General features: G+C 40.5%; 20 protein-coding genes. 16 read left to right on the top strand and 4 right to left on the bottom strand.

Features of this window, described 5'->3' with window-relative positions; genetic code table 11:
- Positions 1–14 precede the first annotated feature (14 nt).
- Entirely contained in the window at positions 15–2,165 is a 2,151-nt protein-coding gene (locus tag I6F48_RS14730; RefSeq protein WP_197119724.1) for a peptidase domain-containing ABC transporter, read from the top strand.
- Between the two features lie 46 nt (positions 2,166–2,211).
- On the opposite strand, the gene I6F48_RS14725 is transcribed toward I6F48_RS14730, so the two are convergent.
- Positions 2,212–3,522 (bottom strand): short-chain fatty acid transporter, encoded by a 1,311-nt coding sequence (locus I6F48_RS14725; RefSeq protein ID WP_165740426.1) that lies wholly within the window; start codon positions 3,520–3,522, stop codon positions 2,212–2,214.
- A 169-nt stretch (positions 3,523–3,691) separates the two neighbouring features.
- Here I6F48_RS14725 and I6F48_RS14720 point away from each other — a divergent pair, with 169 nt between their 5' ends.
- Both I6F48_RS14720 and I6F48_RS14715 read left to right on the top strand, forming a co-directional pair.
- Entirely contained in the window at positions 3,692–4,759 is a 1,068-nt protein-coding gene (locus I6F48_RS14720) for a potassium channel family protein (RefSeq protein ID WP_165727094.1), read from the top strand.
- Positions 4,759–4,956, top strand: a complete 198-nt coding sequence (locus tag I6F48_RS14715; protein ID WP_007587044.1) for a PLDc N-terminal domain-containing protein — start codon at positions 4,759–4,761, stop codon at positions 4,954–4,956. Before I6F48_RS14720 ends, I6F48_RS14715 begins: the two co-directional genes overlap by 1 nt.
- Positions 4,957–4,992: 36 nt before the next feature.
- Here the strand turns inward: I6F48_RS14715 and I6F48_RS14710 are convergent, their stop codons facing one another.
- Positions 4,993–6,027 (bottom strand): hypothetical protein, encoded by a 1,035-nt coding sequence (locus tag I6F48_RS14710; RefSeq protein WP_007587047.1) that lies wholly within the window; start codon positions 6,025–6,027, stop codon positions 4,993–4,995.
- Between the two features lie 69 nt (positions 6,028–6,096).
- Positions 6,097–6,555: an EVE domain-containing protein gene (locus I6F48_RS14705; protein ID WP_024592465.1), complete on the bottom strand. Its 459-nt coding sequence runs from the start codon at positions 6,553–6,555 to the stop codon at positions 6,097–6,099.
- A 77-nt stretch (positions 6,556–6,632) separates the two neighbouring features.
- Here I6F48_RS14705 and tesB point away from each other — a divergent pair, with 77 nt between their 5' ends.
- Complete coding sequence (gene tesB / locus I6F48_RS14700; RefSeq protein ID WP_165727095.1) at positions 6,633–7,490, top strand: acyl-CoA thioesterase II; 858 nt, start codon at positions 6,633–6,635, stop codon at positions 7,488–7,490.
- Positions 7,491–7,511: 21 nt separating this feature from the next.
- Here tesB and plsB read toward each other — a convergent pair whose 3' ends face one another.
- Positions 7,512–9,950, bottom strand: coding sequence for a glycerol-3-phosphate 1-O-acyltransferase PlsB (gene plsB, locus I6F48_RS14695; RefSeq protein WP_197119723.1), 2,439 nt, complete (start codon positions 9,948–9,950; stop codon positions 7,512–7,514).
- A 418-nt stretch (positions 9,951–10,368) separates the two neighbouring features.
- On the opposite strand from plsB, the gene rpsJ reads away from it, so the two are divergent.
- From rpsJ to tsaE, 12 genes are all read left to right on the top strand, one after another.
- Positions 10,369–10,680 carry a 30S ribosomal protein S10 gene (gene rpsJ, locus I6F48_RS14690; protein ID WP_002957900.1) on the top strand — a complete coding sequence of 104 codons (312 nt, stop codon included), beginning with the start codon at positions 10,369–10,371 and terminating at the stop codon, positions 10,678–10,680.
- A gap of 27 nt (positions 10,681–10,707) precedes the next feature.
- On the top strand, positions 10,708–11,343 hold the full coding sequence (gene rplC / locus I6F48_RS14685; protein WP_002957898.1) for a 50S ribosomal protein L3: 636 nt from the start codon (positions 10,708–10,710) through the stop codon (positions 11,341–11,343).
- 17 nt (positions 11,344–11,360) lie between these two features.
- Positions 11,361–11,966, top strand: a complete 606-nt coding sequence (gene rplD / locus I6F48_RS14680) for a 50S ribosomal protein L4 (RefSeq protein ID WP_002957897.1) — start codon at positions 11,361–11,363, stop codon at positions 11,964–11,966.
- Positions 11,963–12,265 (top strand): 50S ribosomal protein L23, encoded by a 303-nt coding sequence (gene rplW, locus I6F48_RS14675; protein ID WP_002957896.1) that lies wholly within the window; start codon positions 11,963–11,965, stop codon positions 12,263–12,265. The genes rplD and rplW overlap by 4 nt, the downstream gene beginning before the upstream one ends.
- 15 nt (positions 12,266–12,280) lie before the next feature.
- On the top strand, positions 12,281–13,105 hold the full coding sequence (rplB, locus tag I6F48_RS14670) for a 50S ribosomal protein L2 (protein ID WP_002957895.1): 825 nt from the start codon (positions 12,281–12,283) through the stop codon (positions 13,103–13,105).
- 15 nt (positions 13,106–13,120) lie between these two features.
- A complete protein-coding gene (rpsS, locus tag I6F48_RS14665; protein ID WP_004588689.1) occupies positions 13,121–13,399 on the top strand; it encodes a 30S ribosomal protein S19 in 279 nt (92 codons plus the stop codon).
- A gap of 13 nt (positions 13,400–13,412) precedes the next feature.
- Entirely contained in the window at positions 13,413–13,745 is a 333-nt protein-coding gene (gene rplV, locus I6F48_RS14660) for a 50S ribosomal protein L22 (RefSeq protein WP_002957892.1), read from the top strand.
- Between the two features lie 11 nt (positions 13,746–13,756).
- Positions 13,757–14,458 (top strand): 30S ribosomal protein S3, encoded by a 702-nt coding sequence (rpsC, locus tag I6F48_RS14655; protein WP_002957891.1) that lies wholly within the window; start codon positions 13,757–13,759, stop codon positions 14,456–14,458.
- A gap of 12 nt (positions 14,459–14,470) precedes the next feature.
- Entirely contained in the window at positions 14,471–14,884 is a 414-nt protein-coding gene (gene rplP / locus I6F48_RS14650) for a 50S ribosomal protein L16 (protein ID WP_002957890.1), read from the top strand.
- On the top strand, positions 14,884–15,075 hold the full coding sequence (rpmC, locus tag I6F48_RS14645) for a 50S ribosomal protein L29 (RefSeq protein WP_002957889.1): 192 nt from the start codon (positions 14,884–14,886) through the stop codon (positions 15,073–15,075). The genes rplP and rpmC overlap by 1 nt, the downstream gene beginning before the upstream one ends.
- Positions 15,075–15,332, top strand: coding sequence for a 30S ribosomal protein S17 (gene rpsQ, locus I6F48_RS14640; RefSeq protein WP_002957888.1), 258 nt, complete (start codon positions 15,075–15,077; stop codon positions 15,330–15,332). The genes rpmC and rpsQ overlap by 1 nt, the downstream gene beginning before the upstream one ends.
- Positions 15,333–15,817: 485 nt before the next feature.
- Entirely contained in the window at positions 15,818–16,285 is a 468-nt protein-coding gene (tsaE, locus tag I6F48_RS14635) for a tRNA (adenosine(37)-N6)-threonylcarbamoyltransferase complex ATPase subunit type 1 TsaE (RefSeq protein WP_007586392.1), read from the top strand.
- Positions 16,286–16,291: the final 6 nt, after the last annotated feature.

Below are 16,291 nucleotides of genomic sequence, written 5' to 3'. Positions count from 1 at the left end.
TGACTAAGGTAATTATGAACTCTGCAAATGGACTTATAACTTTTTCATTCTCAAAACCAGTCCCAGTGATTCTCCAATCCGAAATAGCCGAATGCGGCCTTGCCTCAATGGCTATGGTGGCATGTTATCGCGGTCATAAGCTGGATATGCCTGCCATGCGAAAACGCTTTTCGGCTAATCTAAAGGGTATGAACTTACAGCAGTTGATTGAGCTAGGTGATAATTTAGGGCTAGCTAGCCGTGCGCTACAATGCCCGCTTGATGAAGTTCATAAACTGCAAACGCCGTGTATATTGCACTGGGATATGAATCACTTTGTGGTATTGACCAAAGTCTCTGGTAAAGGATCTTCAGCTAAGTTTGCTATAAACGACCCAGCTGTTGGTAAACGCAGTTTAAATAGTAATGAGTTTAGTAAACACTTTACCGGTATTTGTTTAGAGCTGACTCCAACCAGTCAGTTTGAAGCCAAACAAGAACAAGCACAGATGAAGTTTACCCAACTTTGGAGCTCAATGAAGGGCTTAAAAGCAGGGCTAATAAAACTGATTGCGTTGTCACTGGTATTGCAATTATTTGCTTTGATGACCCCTTATTATATGCAGTGGGTGGTGGATGAAGTACTCATTAGTTTTGATGAATCGTTATTAACGGTACTTGCCATGGGTTTTGCTCTGATTGCGATAATTTCAGTGGTGACTAATGCGGTACGAAGTTGGCTAATTTTACGGCTTTCGAGTTTGCTCAATATGCAAATGGGCGTGAATTTGCTCAGGCACTTATTGCGCTTGCCAATGAACTATTTTGAGTCCCGCCATATTGGCGATATTGTCTCGCGCTTTGGCTCATTAGCGCAAATACGGGAGCGCATAACTACAGGGTTTGTAGAAACACTGGTCGATGGCGTAATGGGCATTACCGTATTGATTATGATGCTAATTTATTCGCTAAAACTCACTGCGGTAGTTGTTGGTGCAATTGTACTGTATACCTTGGTACGTTTAGCGCTGTATCGTCCACTACATCAAGCCACCGAAGAAATGATTCAATCATCTGCCAAAGAGCAATCGAACTTTTTAGAAAATATTCGGGGTATGCAAACTATAAAATTGTTTGGTAATGAATCGCAGCGCCAAGGAATTTGGCAAAACCGTTATGCAGAGGTAATAAACAGTGAAATTCGTTTAGGGCGTTTAAACATTAGCTTTGATTCATTTAACAAGCTGTTATTTGGCCTTGAAAATGTATTAGTGATTTACTTTGCTGCATTACTAGTTATGAGCAATAGCTTGTCTATTGGTATGGTACTGGCGTTTATTGCTTATAAAAACCAGTTAACCAGCCGCTTTGCCAACTTAATTGAACAAATCATTCAATTCAAAATGATGCGCTTACACTTAGACCGTATTGCAGATATAGCACTCATGAAACAAGAAGCTAATCGTGACGGTGAAATGGCCTATACAGGTGATGACGAAGGTAAAGTGAGAGGTCAGCTTACGCTCGAAAATATTTGCTTTAGTTACAGTGAAGAGCAAGTGCCGATTTTAAACAATGTTAATTTAACGCTGAATTCCGGTGACTCGATTGCGATTACGGGTCCGTCAGGTGCGGGTAAAACTACGTTGATGAAAATAATGCTAGGGTTATTACAGGCAACCTCAGGGACTGTGTTGCTTGATGGCAAAGATATTACTCAGCTTGGCCTTAAAAACTACCGCAAACAAATAGCTGCAGTAATGCAGGATGACACACTGCTAGCTGGCTCAATCGCTGATAACATCAGTTTTTTTGACCCACAGCCGAATTATTTAAAAATAGAGACGTGTGCTCGTCATGCGGCTATTCATGATGATATTACCAAAATGACTATGGGCTATAACTCATTAGTTGGGGACATGGGATCAAACTTATCGGGCGGGCAGGTACAGCGTTTACTTCTTGCTCGCTCATTGTATCAATCGCCCTGCGTGTTGTTTATGGATGAAGCAACTAGTCATTTAGATAAAGACAACGAAGCGAAAATAAGTGAACAAATTCAGCACTTACCCATCACGCGGATTATGATTGCTCATCGCCAAGAAACCATTAACATGGCCAGCAAAGTCTATCAACTGAAAGAGGGTAGGTTGGTGGAGCTACAACAGCAGAACGAGAGTGCATAAAATGACCAGTGCTTGTGTTTTACACGCCTTTTTATTATGTTTACATTTAATAAAAGCTCAATACCAGCGATATAAAAACCCCAGTTACAAATAACTGCACAACACAAAATCCCATAATATCTTTTGCTTTTAAGCCTGCGATAGCAAGGACGGGTAATGCCCAAAAAGGTTGAATTAAATTAGTCCACGCATCACCCCATGCAACGGCCATTGCAACGCGAGATATATCGGCGCCTAGCTCTTGCGCTGCGGGTATTACAATGGGTGCTTGTACAGCCCATTGGCCACCGCCAGAGGGAACAAACATATTAACGAGTCCTGCACTTATAAAACTAAAAAATGGCAAGCTATCAGCATCTGCAACGGCAATAAAGCCACGTGATATCTGTTGTGCTAATCCGCTATCAACCATTACCGCCATGATGCCGGCATAAAAAGGAAATTGAATAACAATGCCAGCCCCGCTTGGAATTGCTTGTTGCAAACTGTTAAGTAAATTATGGGGTGTTTGATGCAGCGTAATAGCTAAAAACAAAAATACGGCAATAACGCTATTAAGGTTTAAGTTTCCGCCAGCAATAAAAAAGTAATAACCTAAATATGCCAAACCTAATAAGCCAATTGTCATACCGAGTAGTTTACTTTGTTCTAAATGTTGGGCGGGTCTGGTTATTGTTGTGGGCTTAGGTGTTGTCTCTTGTAAAAGAGCTGGGTCGATATATACGCTTTCTTGCTCGCTTGGCAGCATATAGCGATTAACGAGCGGCATAATAATGAATAAACCAACTAATATGGCTATATTAAAGCCCGCAAATAAAGTGTGCTCTGTACTAATAATACCAATGCTGGCCTCTGAAAAGTGACTATCGGTTGCGATAGTTAAAGGAATCGAACCGGCTAATCCGCCATGCCATACAACAAAACCTGAGTAAGCGCTGGCTACTAATAATCGATAATCTACACGAGTATGTTTAGCAATTGCTTTGGCAAAAAGAGCACCAATAACTAAGCCAAATCCCCAATTTATCCAGCTCGCTAAAAGCGAAATAAGCGTTACCAATATAATTGCTTTAGGTGCTGTATTTGCGAGTGTTGCTAGTTTTTCTAATAACTTACTTATAGGTGGCGTACTTGCCAACATGTAGCCTGTAATTAACACTAGTAGCATTTGCATAGCAAAACTTAATAAGTTCCAAAATCCACCTCCCCACGCTTGTAATACTTCAATGTTGGTTGCGGTTGTAAATAAGCTCGCACTAATAAGAGTAATTATTGTAAGTAAAATTACAAATATAAAAGGGTCGGGAAGATAGCGCTCTACAATTTTAGTAAAAGGGCGGGCTATTTTATTAAGCATAAGCACAACTGTTTTGGTTATTATTTTAACGCTAATTAATCATGAAAAATCACCATTGGCAAACAGCATTTAGTCTTATATTTGTGGTTAAAAGCTTAAACATTGCTTAAAAGCATCGCTTACAGTAACGTACTGTTTATAGATAATTTACTAACGAAGACTTTGTATTATGCCGGTGATATTTAAAAGGCTAGCGTTACTTGTTCGCGCTCATATAGATCAGTTGAGTTGGCAAGCAGTGGCATTAGCTATTTTGACTCATATGCTATTAACATGGAGCTTACTATTTATAGCGAATGAGAAAGCGTTAACCTCGCTTACTACCTTTTTTTACTATTACACAGTAACAACATCAACAGTGGGATATGGTGACTTTAGTCCAACTACTGATCTTGGTCGTTGGGTGGTAGCATTAATACAAATTCCATTTGGTTTAGCTTTATTTGGTGTTTTGCTAGGAAAAGCAGGACAAACTGTTACTTACTTAATTAGGCGCGCTATGACTGGTGATAAAAACTTTGCCCACAGTAACCACCATATTATTATTTTTGGTTGGCACGACACTCGTACAAAAAAGATGATTGATTACATTTTGGCAGATACGAAACGAACCGATCGTCGTATTTTACTTGCGGTAACCGAGCAAATGGATCATCCTTTTTTAGCTAACGAAAGCGTCGATTTTGCACGTTTAACCAGTTTTACAAACTTAGGAGAGTTAGAGCGTGTTGCTATTCGCCGTGCCGATAAAGTGATTATTGATGGGCAAGATGATGACCAAACATTTACCACAGCACTGCGCATAAGTCGCTTAGTAAAAGATGATTGTCATATAAGTGCTCACTTTTTAGATGAAACTAAAGTTGAGATGATGTTAGAGCATTGCCAAAATGTAGAATGTAGTAGTGCAAAATCAGCTGAGATATTAGTACGCTCAATGCAAGATCCAGGTTCGAGCCGTGTGCAAGAGGAGCTGCTATCTACTTTGCACGGCGATACACAATTTAGCTTGAAAGTACCAAGTGGCTGCAAAGATATGGAGTTTGGTACTTTGTTTCATCATTTTAAGCTTGAGCATGATGCAATACTGTTAGGTGTTGCCCATAATTTAAGTGCGCAAAATATGGATTTAAACCCACCATTAGATTACAAAGTAAGTGAAGGCGATATTTTGCACTATATATCGGTAGATCGAGTATTAAGTAGTGAAGTAGACTGGTCGAGCCTAGAAAAATAATGAATGAAGTTGTATTTTTAATTGTTGTTTTAAGTGCTTACATATTACCTGTCGTTATTGTACTCAACAGTAAGCGTACACAGGGTCATGAAAAGAATGGCTGGCTAATGGGAATCATTATATTTTCTTGGTTAGGTTTAATGATGTACTTTACCATTGTGCCCAAGCATAGGCACAAAAAGAAAAAGGCTAAATAGAGTAGTTAGCCTTTATAGCCGTTTTAGTTGGAATAATTACTCTTCCAACTGTTTGAGTTTATGCTCAATTAGAGGGTCGTCAGGTAGAAGTTGCTGGGCGACTTCTAATAGCTGAATAGCATCATTAGGGTGCTCATCTTGGTGCTTAAGTGCCACATCTATTAATGGCTGAATATCAATTTTTGCTTGATGCTCTTGTACATACACTTCTTTTTCATCAGCTAAAATTTTATGCGCTGTACTCAATAATGCTAAACGATGGGGGGAGTCTGCATTAGCCGTATTGAGACTTTGATAATAATCTTCTTTTAAGCGTAAGGTTTTGGTTTGCAGGCGAAACTGTGCAATATCGATTTGCTGATGTTGAATGAAATCAACGGCTACTTGCTTATAAAACCCAAACTTATTCAAATATGTAGCGTGTGTGCCATGTCCCATACCAAATACTCGCAAGTGAGTTAACTGCTTATAGCGCTTGGCGTGCATTCGGTCTATACGATTAGTAGGATCGTAAATAATATAGCCTTGGGCATCTCCTAAATCTAGATCGTGATAATCTTGTTGCCAGTCAAACTGCTGAGCTATATCGGTACTAGAGCGGTCATCCCAGGGTACTAATTCTTTATTTTTAGTACTTACCGGGTGAAAGAACAGTACTTGGTTTAGCTTTAATAGTTTAGCAAAAGCGCCAACAGCAAATCCGCCACGGCTTAAGCCATAGCCTAATCGACAATTAAACGGCGTAAGTAATGTTGATAATTGCTCGAGAAAAAAGATTAAATTACGATTACGAAACCAATTACTTTTACCTAAATGCTGAAAAGCGATTACGTTTACGTTTTGTTTTTGAGCCAAGTGATAACCCCATGGTGCAAAATCAGGGTGAAGATCTTGCTCTTGCACGTTAGTGCCTGCGGGTGAAAAGGTAAAAAGCAGGGGCTTATTAACGTCAACAAAATCATACTTAACAAATACATCGCCGAGTAAATCACTACCCGTCATGGGTAATCGAGTTTGTTGCTCATTGCGCGGGAGAGTTAACCATTCATCTAACCAATACAGTAATTTCATTAATCCTCCAGCTATAAGTCAGCATAGATCATATCAAACTCAATGAAATTAGGTCAAACCGAGAGGGTGTTACTGCGCCATTTTGATTATTTCATCCCAGTCATTTTTAGTAACAGGCATTATTGATAGTCGTCCGCCTTTTTTAAGTGCGATTTCAGTAATGTTATTATTGGCTTTAATATCTTTAAGGCTAATTAATTTTTTTAAATGGCTTTGATAAGTAACTTCAACAACAACCCAGCGTGGTTTGTCGCTGGTGGCTTTTGCATCGTAATAGTCGCTACTTAAATCAAATTGAGTGGGGTCTGGGTAGGCTTCTTTTGTAACCTCGGCAATACCCGCTACACCTACGTGTTTACAGCTTGAATGGTAAATCATCACTGAATCACCGACCTTAACGCCATCACGCATGAAGTTTCGCGCTTGGTAATTACGCACGCCTTCCCAAAGAGTCGTTTGTTTTGGTGCGTTTTTTAAATCATCTAATGAAAACGCATCGGGTTCAGTTTTAAATAGCCAGTAAGCCATAACAGTATTCCTAACAAATATTTACTTCCCACTATTGTATAGTATCATTTGGATACTAGGGTAATGAGGAAGAAGTAATGAGCCAAGTATTAGATGATTTATTGTCGTTGTTAACACTTGAAGAAATTGAGAAAGGTTTATACCGAGGGCAAAGCCAAGACTTAGGCTTTGGTGCTGTATTTGGCGGTCAAGTTATGGGGCAGGCACTTTCTGCAGCTAAAGAAACTCTACCCGAAGGGCGTATAGTTCACTCATTGCATTCTTACTTTTTACGCCCAGGCGATCCTGCTAAACCGATTGTTTATGATGTCGAAACTATTCGTGATGGGAAGAGCTTTAGTACTCGCCGAGTAAAAGCGATTCAGTACGGTAAGCCAATTTTTTATATGACAGCGTCGTTTCAGGGTGAGGAAAATGGCTTATCGCATCAAGCAACAATGCCTGATGTCCCCGCACCTGAAGACCTGCGTTCATCGCTTGAGTTTTATCAAGAAAATGCTGCGCATATTCCAGAGGTGATCCGTAATAAGTTTACGCGTGAAATGCCGATTGAAATGCGACCAGTTACTTTTCATAATCCATTTAAACCAGAAGCTATGGAGCCGGTAAAGCATATTTGGTTTAAAGCTAATGGTGAAATGCCAGACGATCAACGCATTCATAATTATTTACTTGCTTATGCGTCTGACTTTGAGTTTTTGCCAACTGCATTACAGCCACATGGTGTATCGTTTATGCAGCCAAATATGCAAGTAGCGACTATTGATCATGCAATGTGGTTTCATCGCCCATTTAGAATGGATGATTGGATTTTGTATTCAATTGATAGTCCAAGTGCGAGTAATGGGTGTGGTTTGGTACGCGGGCAGTTTTTTGATCGCCAAGGCAACTTGGTTGCCTCAACAATGCAAGAAGGGGTTATGCGTCAGCGCTAACCCCCTTTTATAGATATAGTGCTAGTTACACTGATCTTGTACTATATCGCTGATTGACTGCCAGACGCGTGCTGGCAGTAATGTTTTAAGGTGTGCATAGGTTTCACAAAGTTGTGTACTACCTACTAAGCCCTTATCACCTTCTGTTATTAATGATTCACCACGCAAGTTTTCAATAAAACTAACAAGTACTTTTTTGTCAAAAAATTCGGGTGTTTTAATACCATGCAGTGTGCCTAAACGTTGCGCTAACACTTGGCTTTCTCGCTCTAACTCAGCTTTTTCAATGCCATCACTTGTTTGAATAAAACCAATCACAATAGCGTATCGTTGCAGAGTAAAGCTAAGTGCTCGCCCAAGCATCTCTAGCTTAGCTAAGCAGTCATTACCGTTTGTTATATGAATATTGTCACCATCAAACTCAATTAAGTTTTGATCTGCAAAGTTCGCTAAAATACGTGTAATGTAGTTTTCATCAAGAGGCTGTAAATACCATTCTTTAGCAAATAACGGATAAAACGTTTTTACAAGTTGCTGGCATTGCTCAATAGTTGTGCTGTGTTGTTTAAATAGATGTAGTGCAATTAAGCTTGGTACTGCAAACAAGTGTAAAATGTTGTTTCGGTAGTAATTAAACAGTACTTTTTCTTTATCGCTAATAGTAATAATTTCGCCAAATTCATCACTGATAACTTCAAACTTATTCAGCTTTAATGCATGCGTTAGTAATTGCTCTGGTGTTTCGTCTGGCGCGGTTACTTTATCGCTATAGCTTGCATCGCGTTGTAAACGCAGGTAAAAATCAAGTTGTGCTAATAGCTTTGGTTTGCTCAATGCTTGTTTATCGTTAACCAGCAATATCATCGCTAGTAAGTTAACCGCATTAAGCGCCGCCGCATTATTAATTTTAACCATCACTTGGTCGGCAAGCTTAGTTACTTGTGGCGCTAACCATTGCGGCTTTTGCACGTCGGTTGGGTGTATTGAATCACGCCAATCTGGTTGGTTATCGTTTAAATATTGGTTTATAGAGATTGGGTCACCAAAGTTTAAATTACCACGACCGTAGTTTTTAAGGTTTTTGATTGCCTTAAAAATTCCAAAAATAGATTCGCCTTTTTTATCTTTACCATCTAGTTCTTTAAGATAAGTATTAATTTCCATTACATGCTCATAGCCAATATACACAGGAACAATAGATATAGGTCTGTCTATTCCGCGTAGCATGGCTTGTAAGGTCATTGAGAGCATGCCGGTTTTAGGCGGTAGCAAACGCCCAGTGCGGCTTCGTCCGCCTTCTGTATAAAACTTAACAGAGTAGCCTTTAATAAATAGCTGGCTTAAATACTCTTTAAATATGGCTGAGTAAAGCTTATTACCGGCAAACGAGCGACGAATAAAAAATGCACCTGAGCGTCTAAATATACCGCCAGCAGGGAAAAAATTAAGATTTACACCCGCAGCAATATGCGGTGGTACTAAACCTAAATGATAAATAGAGTAGGTAAGCAGTAAGTAGTCCATGTGGCTACGATGACAAGGCATATAAATAATTTCATGACCTTTATCGGTTAGCTCATGAATTTGTTCAGCATGTTTAATGTCTATACCGTTATAAAGCTTATTCCACAACCAGGTTAAAAACCTTTCAGCTACACGTATCATCGCCTCAGAGTAATTAGCCGCTATTTCATCAAGTAGCTTAAGTGCATTTTGGCGCGCTTCGGTTTGACTGATATTTTTAGCTTTAGCTTCATCTTGAATTGCTTTTTTTATTGTAGGTGATGCTAATAATGAATTAAATAATTGCTCGCGAGAGGGCATTTTAGGGCCCGTAGCTGCAAGTTTTTGACGCTTAAAATGTACACGTGCAACACGTAACAACTTATGTGGTAATTCACTTACGTCTGCTTTCTCATTCACTAACAGCGATAAGTCGAGAGGCTGACTAAAGCGAATAAAGTTATCGCGACCTGAAAACAACACGACAAAAATCTTTCTAAACCAGCTAGGAGTTAGGGAGTGCGTGATTAAAGTGCGCAATCCTGGCTTTTCTTTGCCTGGGTCGCGTCCCCATAAAATAGTTACCGGAACAACTTGTACATTTTGCTGTCCGCTTTGTATGAGGTACTCAATAATTTGCTTACCTTGAGCTAAAGCATTGGTTGGCTTAGCTTCATCACCAAACAGTGGCGGCGGGTTTTTAATGCCAATAAAGCGGTCTAAATTTTGGTTGCCTAATACTTGCTCTTCGGTTGGACTAGGTAGGCCATTTTTTTTACAAGCATGTGCAAGGGCGGCTAAATCAAATCGCGAATTTAGGCGCACTATATAAAATGTAGGATACTCAGGGTTTAGATCATACTGTTTAATAGGATTTTCTGGCAGCACTTTGCTTTTCACAAATAAGCGGCTAAATCCAGCAGACATAACATTTAAACAATAATTAAAAATACGCATCGACTCACCATATTGAGAGTATTAAGGGCAAAATTAGCGCAGTAGGATACCATAATATCTAAAAATCACTTAGTTTGCGTAATTAAGGTGTTAACTTGTTTATTGACTAGCAAGTAGAGCTATTAGTTCAAGTATAGCGAATAAGCATTTATGGGCGCTTATTTAATCAAATTTACAGCCATTGCATTGTTTCTAAATAGTTGTTGCATTTATCACCAATACCTCTATAATACGCAGGCTTTCAAAATTCCTCTGGGAATTAGAAAGGATAAATTAAGCTTGGATTTCAAGCTAATAAACAGGAGTTCCGATTTGGAACTCAACGTAGATATAATCAAACAGCCGGCATCTTAAGTTTTAAGATTGTTTCGGTCGTTTTTTTATGCTCTTTTATATGCTCTTTATATTGAGGTTAAGAATGTCAAATCAACGCATTCGTATTCGCCTAAAAGCTTTTGACCACCGTTTGATTGACCAATCAACGGCAGAAATCGTGGAAACTGCGAAACGCACTGGCGCACAAGTACGTGGACCAATTCCACTACCTACACGCTTTGAACGTTTTACTGTACTAACTTCACCGCACGTTAATAAAGATGCGCGTGATCAGTACGAGATCCGCACCCATAAACGTCTGATTGACATCGTAGAACCAACTGACAAGACTGTAGACGCGCTTATGCGTTTAGATCTTGCTGCTGGTGTTGATGTTCAAATCAGCCTGGGTTAATCGAAAGATTAGAGAGGTTTTAGGAAAATGGCATTAGGTCTAGTCGGTCGTAAAGTGGGTATGACACGAATCTTCACTGAAGATGGTGTATCTATCCCTGTGACAGTTATTGAAGCGACACCTAACCGCATTGCTCAGATCAAATCTGACGCAACAGACGGTTATAACGCGCTTCAAGTAACCGCAGGCACTAAAAAAGCAAGTCGTGTAAACAAAGCTAAAGCGGGTCATTTCGCTAAAGCTGGTGTTGAAGCGGGTCGCGGTCTGTGGGAATTCCGCCTTAACGGTGGTGAAGGCGATTTTGAAGTAGGCGCTGAGCTTACTGTTGAATTATTCAACGAAATCAACAAGGTTGACGTAACCGGTACTTCTAAAGGTAAAGGTTTCCAAGGTGGTGTTAAGCGCTGGAATTTCAGCATGCAAGACGCTACACATGGTAACTCTCTATCTCACCGTGCTCCTGGTTCAATCGGTCAAAACCAATCACCTGGTAAGGTGTTTAAAGGTAAGAAAATGGCCGGTCATATGGGTGCTGAGCGTGTAACGACTCAAAACTTAGAACTAGTTCGCGTTGACGCTGAGCGTAATTTGCTTTTAGTTAAGGGTGCAGTACCTGGAGCTATTGGCGGTGACGTTATCGTTAAACCAGCTGTTAAAGCATAAGTCCTGGAGATTTAGTGATGGAATTAGCAATTAAAGACGCTTCTGGCGGTCTTGAAGTTTCTGAAGCTACTTTTGGACGTGAGTTTAACGAAGCATTAGTACATCAAGTAGTTGTTGCATACGCAGCAGGCGCTCGTCAAGGTACTCGTGCTCAGAAGACACGTTCTGAAGTAAGCGGTGGTGGTAAAAAACCATGGGCTCAAAAAGGTACTGGCCGTGCACGTGCCGGTACAATCCGTAGCCCAATTTGGCGTTCAGGTGGCGTTAGCTTTGCAGCTAAACCACAAGACCACAGCCAAAAAGTAAACCGTAAAATGTACCGTGGTGCGATTAAAAGCATCTTATCTGAATTAGTTCGTCAAGAGCGTTTAATCGTTGTTGAAAGTTTTGCTCTAGCAGCACCAAAAACTAAAGAACTAGTTGCTAAGCTTAAAGAACTTGAGCTTAAAGATGTTCTTATCGTGACTGAAGAAGTAGATGAAAATCTTTTCTTATCGGCACGTAACCTTTATAAGGTTGACACACGTGATGTAGCTGGTATCGATCCTGTAAGCTTAATTGCTTTCGATAAGGTACTTATTACAGCCGCTGCTGTTAAGCAACTTGAGGAGGCGCTAGCATGATTCGCGAAGAACGTCTTTTAAAAGTGATCCTTGCTCCACATATCTCTGAAAAAAGCACAATTGCTGCTGAAGAAAACAATACTATTGTTTTTAAAGTAGTAAATGACGCAACTAAAGCTGAAATTAAAGTAGCAGTTGAGAAGCTTTTTGAAGTAGAAGTAACTGGTGTTCGCACACTTAACGTTAAGGGTAAAACAAAACGTACTGGCGCACGTTTCGGTCGTCGTAGCGACTGGAAGAAAGCTTACGTTACTCTTAAAGAAGGCAGCGAGCTAGACTTTGTCGGCGGCGCCGAGTAATAAGGGGATAGAATTATGGCACTTCAAAAGTGTAAGCCTACTTCTGCGGGCCGTCGTCACCTAGTTAAAGTGGTTAACTCTGATCTACATAAGGGTAAGCCATACGCACCACTTTTAGAGAAAAACTCTAAATCAGGTGGTCGTAATAACAATGGTCGTATTACGGTTCGTCATATCGGTGGTGGTCATAAACAACACTACCGTTTAATCGATTTTAAACGTACTAAAGATGGCATTCCAGCTACTGTTGAACGTTTAGAATACGATCCAAATCGTAGCGCAAACATCGCTCTTGTATTATATGCAGACGGTGAGCGTCGTTACATTATCGCACCTAAAGGCTTAAAAGCTGGCGATGCAATCCAGTCTGGTGTTGATGCACCAATCAAACCTGGTAATGCATTACCAATGCGTAATATGCCTGTAGGTTCGACTGTTCACAACGTAGAATTAAAACCAGGTAAAGGTGCTCAAATAGCACGTTCTGCTGGTGCATACGTTCAAATCCTTGCTCGTGATGGTCAATATGTAACATTACGTCTTCGTTCAGGCGAAGTTCGTAAAGTTGAATCTGATTGTCGTGCGACTCTAGGTGAAGTAGGCAATGCTGAGCATATGCTTCGTTCACTTGGTAAAGCAGGTGCAAATCGCTGGCGTGGTATTCGTCCGACAGTTCGTGGTGTTGCCATGAACCCGGTAGATCACCCACACGGTGGTGGTGAAGGTCGTACATCTGGTGGTCGTCATCCTGTGTCTCCATGGGGTAAACCGACTAAAGGTGCGAAGACGCGTAAGAACAAGCGTACGGATAAATTTATAGTACGTCGTCGTACTAAGTAATATTGAGGAATAGCCATGCCACGCTCTCTCAAGAAGGGTCCTTTTATAGACCTACACTTGCTGAAGAAGGTAGAGAAAGCTTTGGAAAGCGGTGAGAAAAAGCCAATTAAAACTTGGAGCCGTCGTTCAATGATCATACCTAACATGATCGGATTGACCATTGCTGTCCATAATGGTCGCCAGCACGTACCAGTTTTCGTTTCTGACGAAATGATCGGTCACAAACTAGGTGAATTTGCACCAACTCGCACTTACCGTGGCCATGCTGCGGATAAGAAAGCGAAGAAACGATAAGAGGGGAAGATAAATGCAAGCATTAGCTAAACATAAATTCGCCTCTGGTTCGGCGCAAAAAGCACGTCTAGTTGCAGATCAGATCCGCGGGTTACCTGTAGATCGCGCACTAGAAATCCTGGCGTACAGCCCTAAGAAAGCCGCTGTATTAGTTAAGAAAGTACTTGAGTCTGCTATTGCTAACGCAGAGCATAACGAAGGTGCTGACATTGATGAGCTTCGTATAACAACGATCTTTGTGGACGATGGTCCTACAATGAAACGTATTATGCCTCGTGCTAAAGGACGCGCAGACCGCATCCTTAAGCGTACAAGCCATATCACTGTTATGGTTTCAGATAGCTAGGAGTATAAGTAATGGGACAAAAAGTTCATCCTACTGGTATTCGCCTAGGTATATCTAAACCTTGGGTTTCTACCTGGTACGCGAGTTCAAAAGATTTCTCTGCACAGCTTTTTGGCGATCACAAAGTTCGTACATTCCTTACAAAGGAATTGAAAACGGCTTCTGTGTCTAAAATCGTTATTGAGCGTCCAGCAAAATCAATCCGAGTAACAATCCACACGGCTCGTCCGGGTGTTGTTATCGGTAAAAAAGGCGAAGACGTAGAAAAATTACGTCAAGCGGTAACTAAAATCGCTGGTGTACCTGCTCAGATTAATATCTCTGAAGTACGTAAACCAGAACTAGATGCACAACTAGTAGCAGACGGCATTGCCTCTCAACTAGAACGTCGTGTTATGTTCCGTCGCGCTATGAAGCGTTCGGTACAAAATGCAATGCGCATCGGTTCTAAAGGGATTAAAGTTGAAGTTAGCGGTCGTCTTGGCGGCGCTGAAATCGCACGTTCAGAATGGTATCGTGAAGGTCGTGTACCTCTACATACTCTTCGTGCTGATATCGATTACGCAACTTCTGAAGCCTTAACCACTTATGGTATCATTGGTGTTAAAGTTTGGATCTTCAAAGGCGAAGTTATTGGTGGTTTACCACTAGTACAAGAGCAAGAGAAGCCAGCTAAACGCGCACCAAAGAAAGCCAAGAAAAGTGCTAAGTAGAGGTAGCGACTAATGTTACAGCCAAAACGTACAAAATTCCGTAAAATGCACAAAGGCCGCAACCGCGGTTTAGCGCAAAACGGTAACAAAGTAAGCTTCGGTACTTTCGGATTGAAAGCAACTGGCCGTGGCCGTATGACTGCTCGTCAAATCGAAGCAGCTCGTCGTGCTATGACGCGTCACGTGAAACGTCAAGGTAAAATCTGGATTCGTGTCTTCCCTGACAAACCGATTACAGAAAAACCTCTTGAAGTTCGTATGGGTAAAGGTAAAGGTTCTGTTGAATATTGGGTTGCTGAAATTCAGCCTGGTAAAGTACTTTACGAAATGGAAGGTGTTTCAGAAGAGCTTGCTCGTGAAGCATTCGACCTTGCTGCTCGTAAATTGCCATTCAAAACAACTTTCGTAACTCGGACGGTAATGTGATGAAAGCTAGCGAACTAAAAGACAAAAGCGTAGAAGAGCTTAATGCTGAACTTCTAGGACTACTTCGTGAGCAATTTAATATGCGCATGCAAGCTAGCACTGGTCAGTTAGCTCAGACACACACGCTAAGAACAGTACGCCGCGATATCGCGCGTGTAAAAACAGTTATTAACCAGAAGGCAGGTCAATAATGAGCGATAAAATTCGTACTCTTCAAGGCCGTGTAATCAGCGACAAGATGGAAAAATCTTTCACTATCGCTATCGCACGTTATGTGAAGCACCCAATCTATGGGAAATTCATTAAACGTACGACTAAGTTACACGTACATGACGAAAATAACACAGCAAAAGCGGGTGACGTAGTTACTATCCGTGAATGCGCACCAATTTCTAAGAATAAATCTTGGACTTTAGTAGACGTTATTTCTAGTCCAAAACAAGCTTAATTTTTTAATTAAGTTAGTTTTGTAAAAAAGCCCCGGCATTAGCTGGGGCTTTTTGTTTTTAAAGCACCTGCAAACAGTAAACTAGGATGAGCGGGTCACCTGGATTAGTCTTCTATCTGAAAATACAAAGTTATCTTGGGGAGTAGTGAGAGTTTCATTTACCAGTTACTTTTTTGCTAGCAGAACCATCTGCTGAATCAGAAGAAGTTAGATAATAAACTTACATATCTCAGTTAATTTAATGCCAATATGGGGTCATCTAATTCGTGGTGTTACTTTTCTTTTACAGTCTTTTAGTCTGAGAACTCACTTACCTTATTTTATTACAATAATACAGTTTCAAAGTATCGAAAATAGACATCCATACACAACTTTCATTATCAGCTTATCTGTTTTTTATGTCTAAAACCTCAATTTATCGCCTTAAATTAATATTCTGGTATGATTAGCAAATATGCGCTTTTGAATGAATTTTTGAGGTAGTAATGACGCGTAGTTTTGAATTTCATTTGACTGATGAAGTAGCCACGGTCGCAATGGGTAATTGCGTTGCTGATATTATAGAGCAAGGTGCGGTTATTTATTTACATGGTGATTTAGGCGCTGGTAAAACAACGTTTACTCGAGGTGTAGTGCAAGGCTTTGGACATACAGGCAAAGTTAAAAGCCCAACGTATACACTTGTTGAACCTTATGAACTCGAGCGCGCAAATGTTTATCATTTTGATTTATACCGCTTAGGTGACCCTGAAGAACTAGAATACATGGGAATACGCGATTATTTTTCACCAGATGCAATTTGCGTTGTTGAGTGGCCAGAAAAAGGTGGTGAATTTATTCCTGTGCCTGATTTAGATATTACTCTAAGCTATATGGGTAACGAACGTAAAATTGTTATTAATAGCGCCAGTGAGCGTGGTGTAGCAATTGTCGAAAAACTAAATAACAAATAATAATAT

It is taken from the genome of Pseudoalteromonas sp. SWYJ118 (genome assembly GCF_015864505.1).
GTDB lineage: Bacteria > Pseudomonadota > Gammaproteobacteria > Enterobacterales > Alteromonadaceae > Pseudoalteromonas > Pseudoalteromonas arctica.
This window is presented reverse-complemented; position numbering and strand designations above follow the sequence as displayed.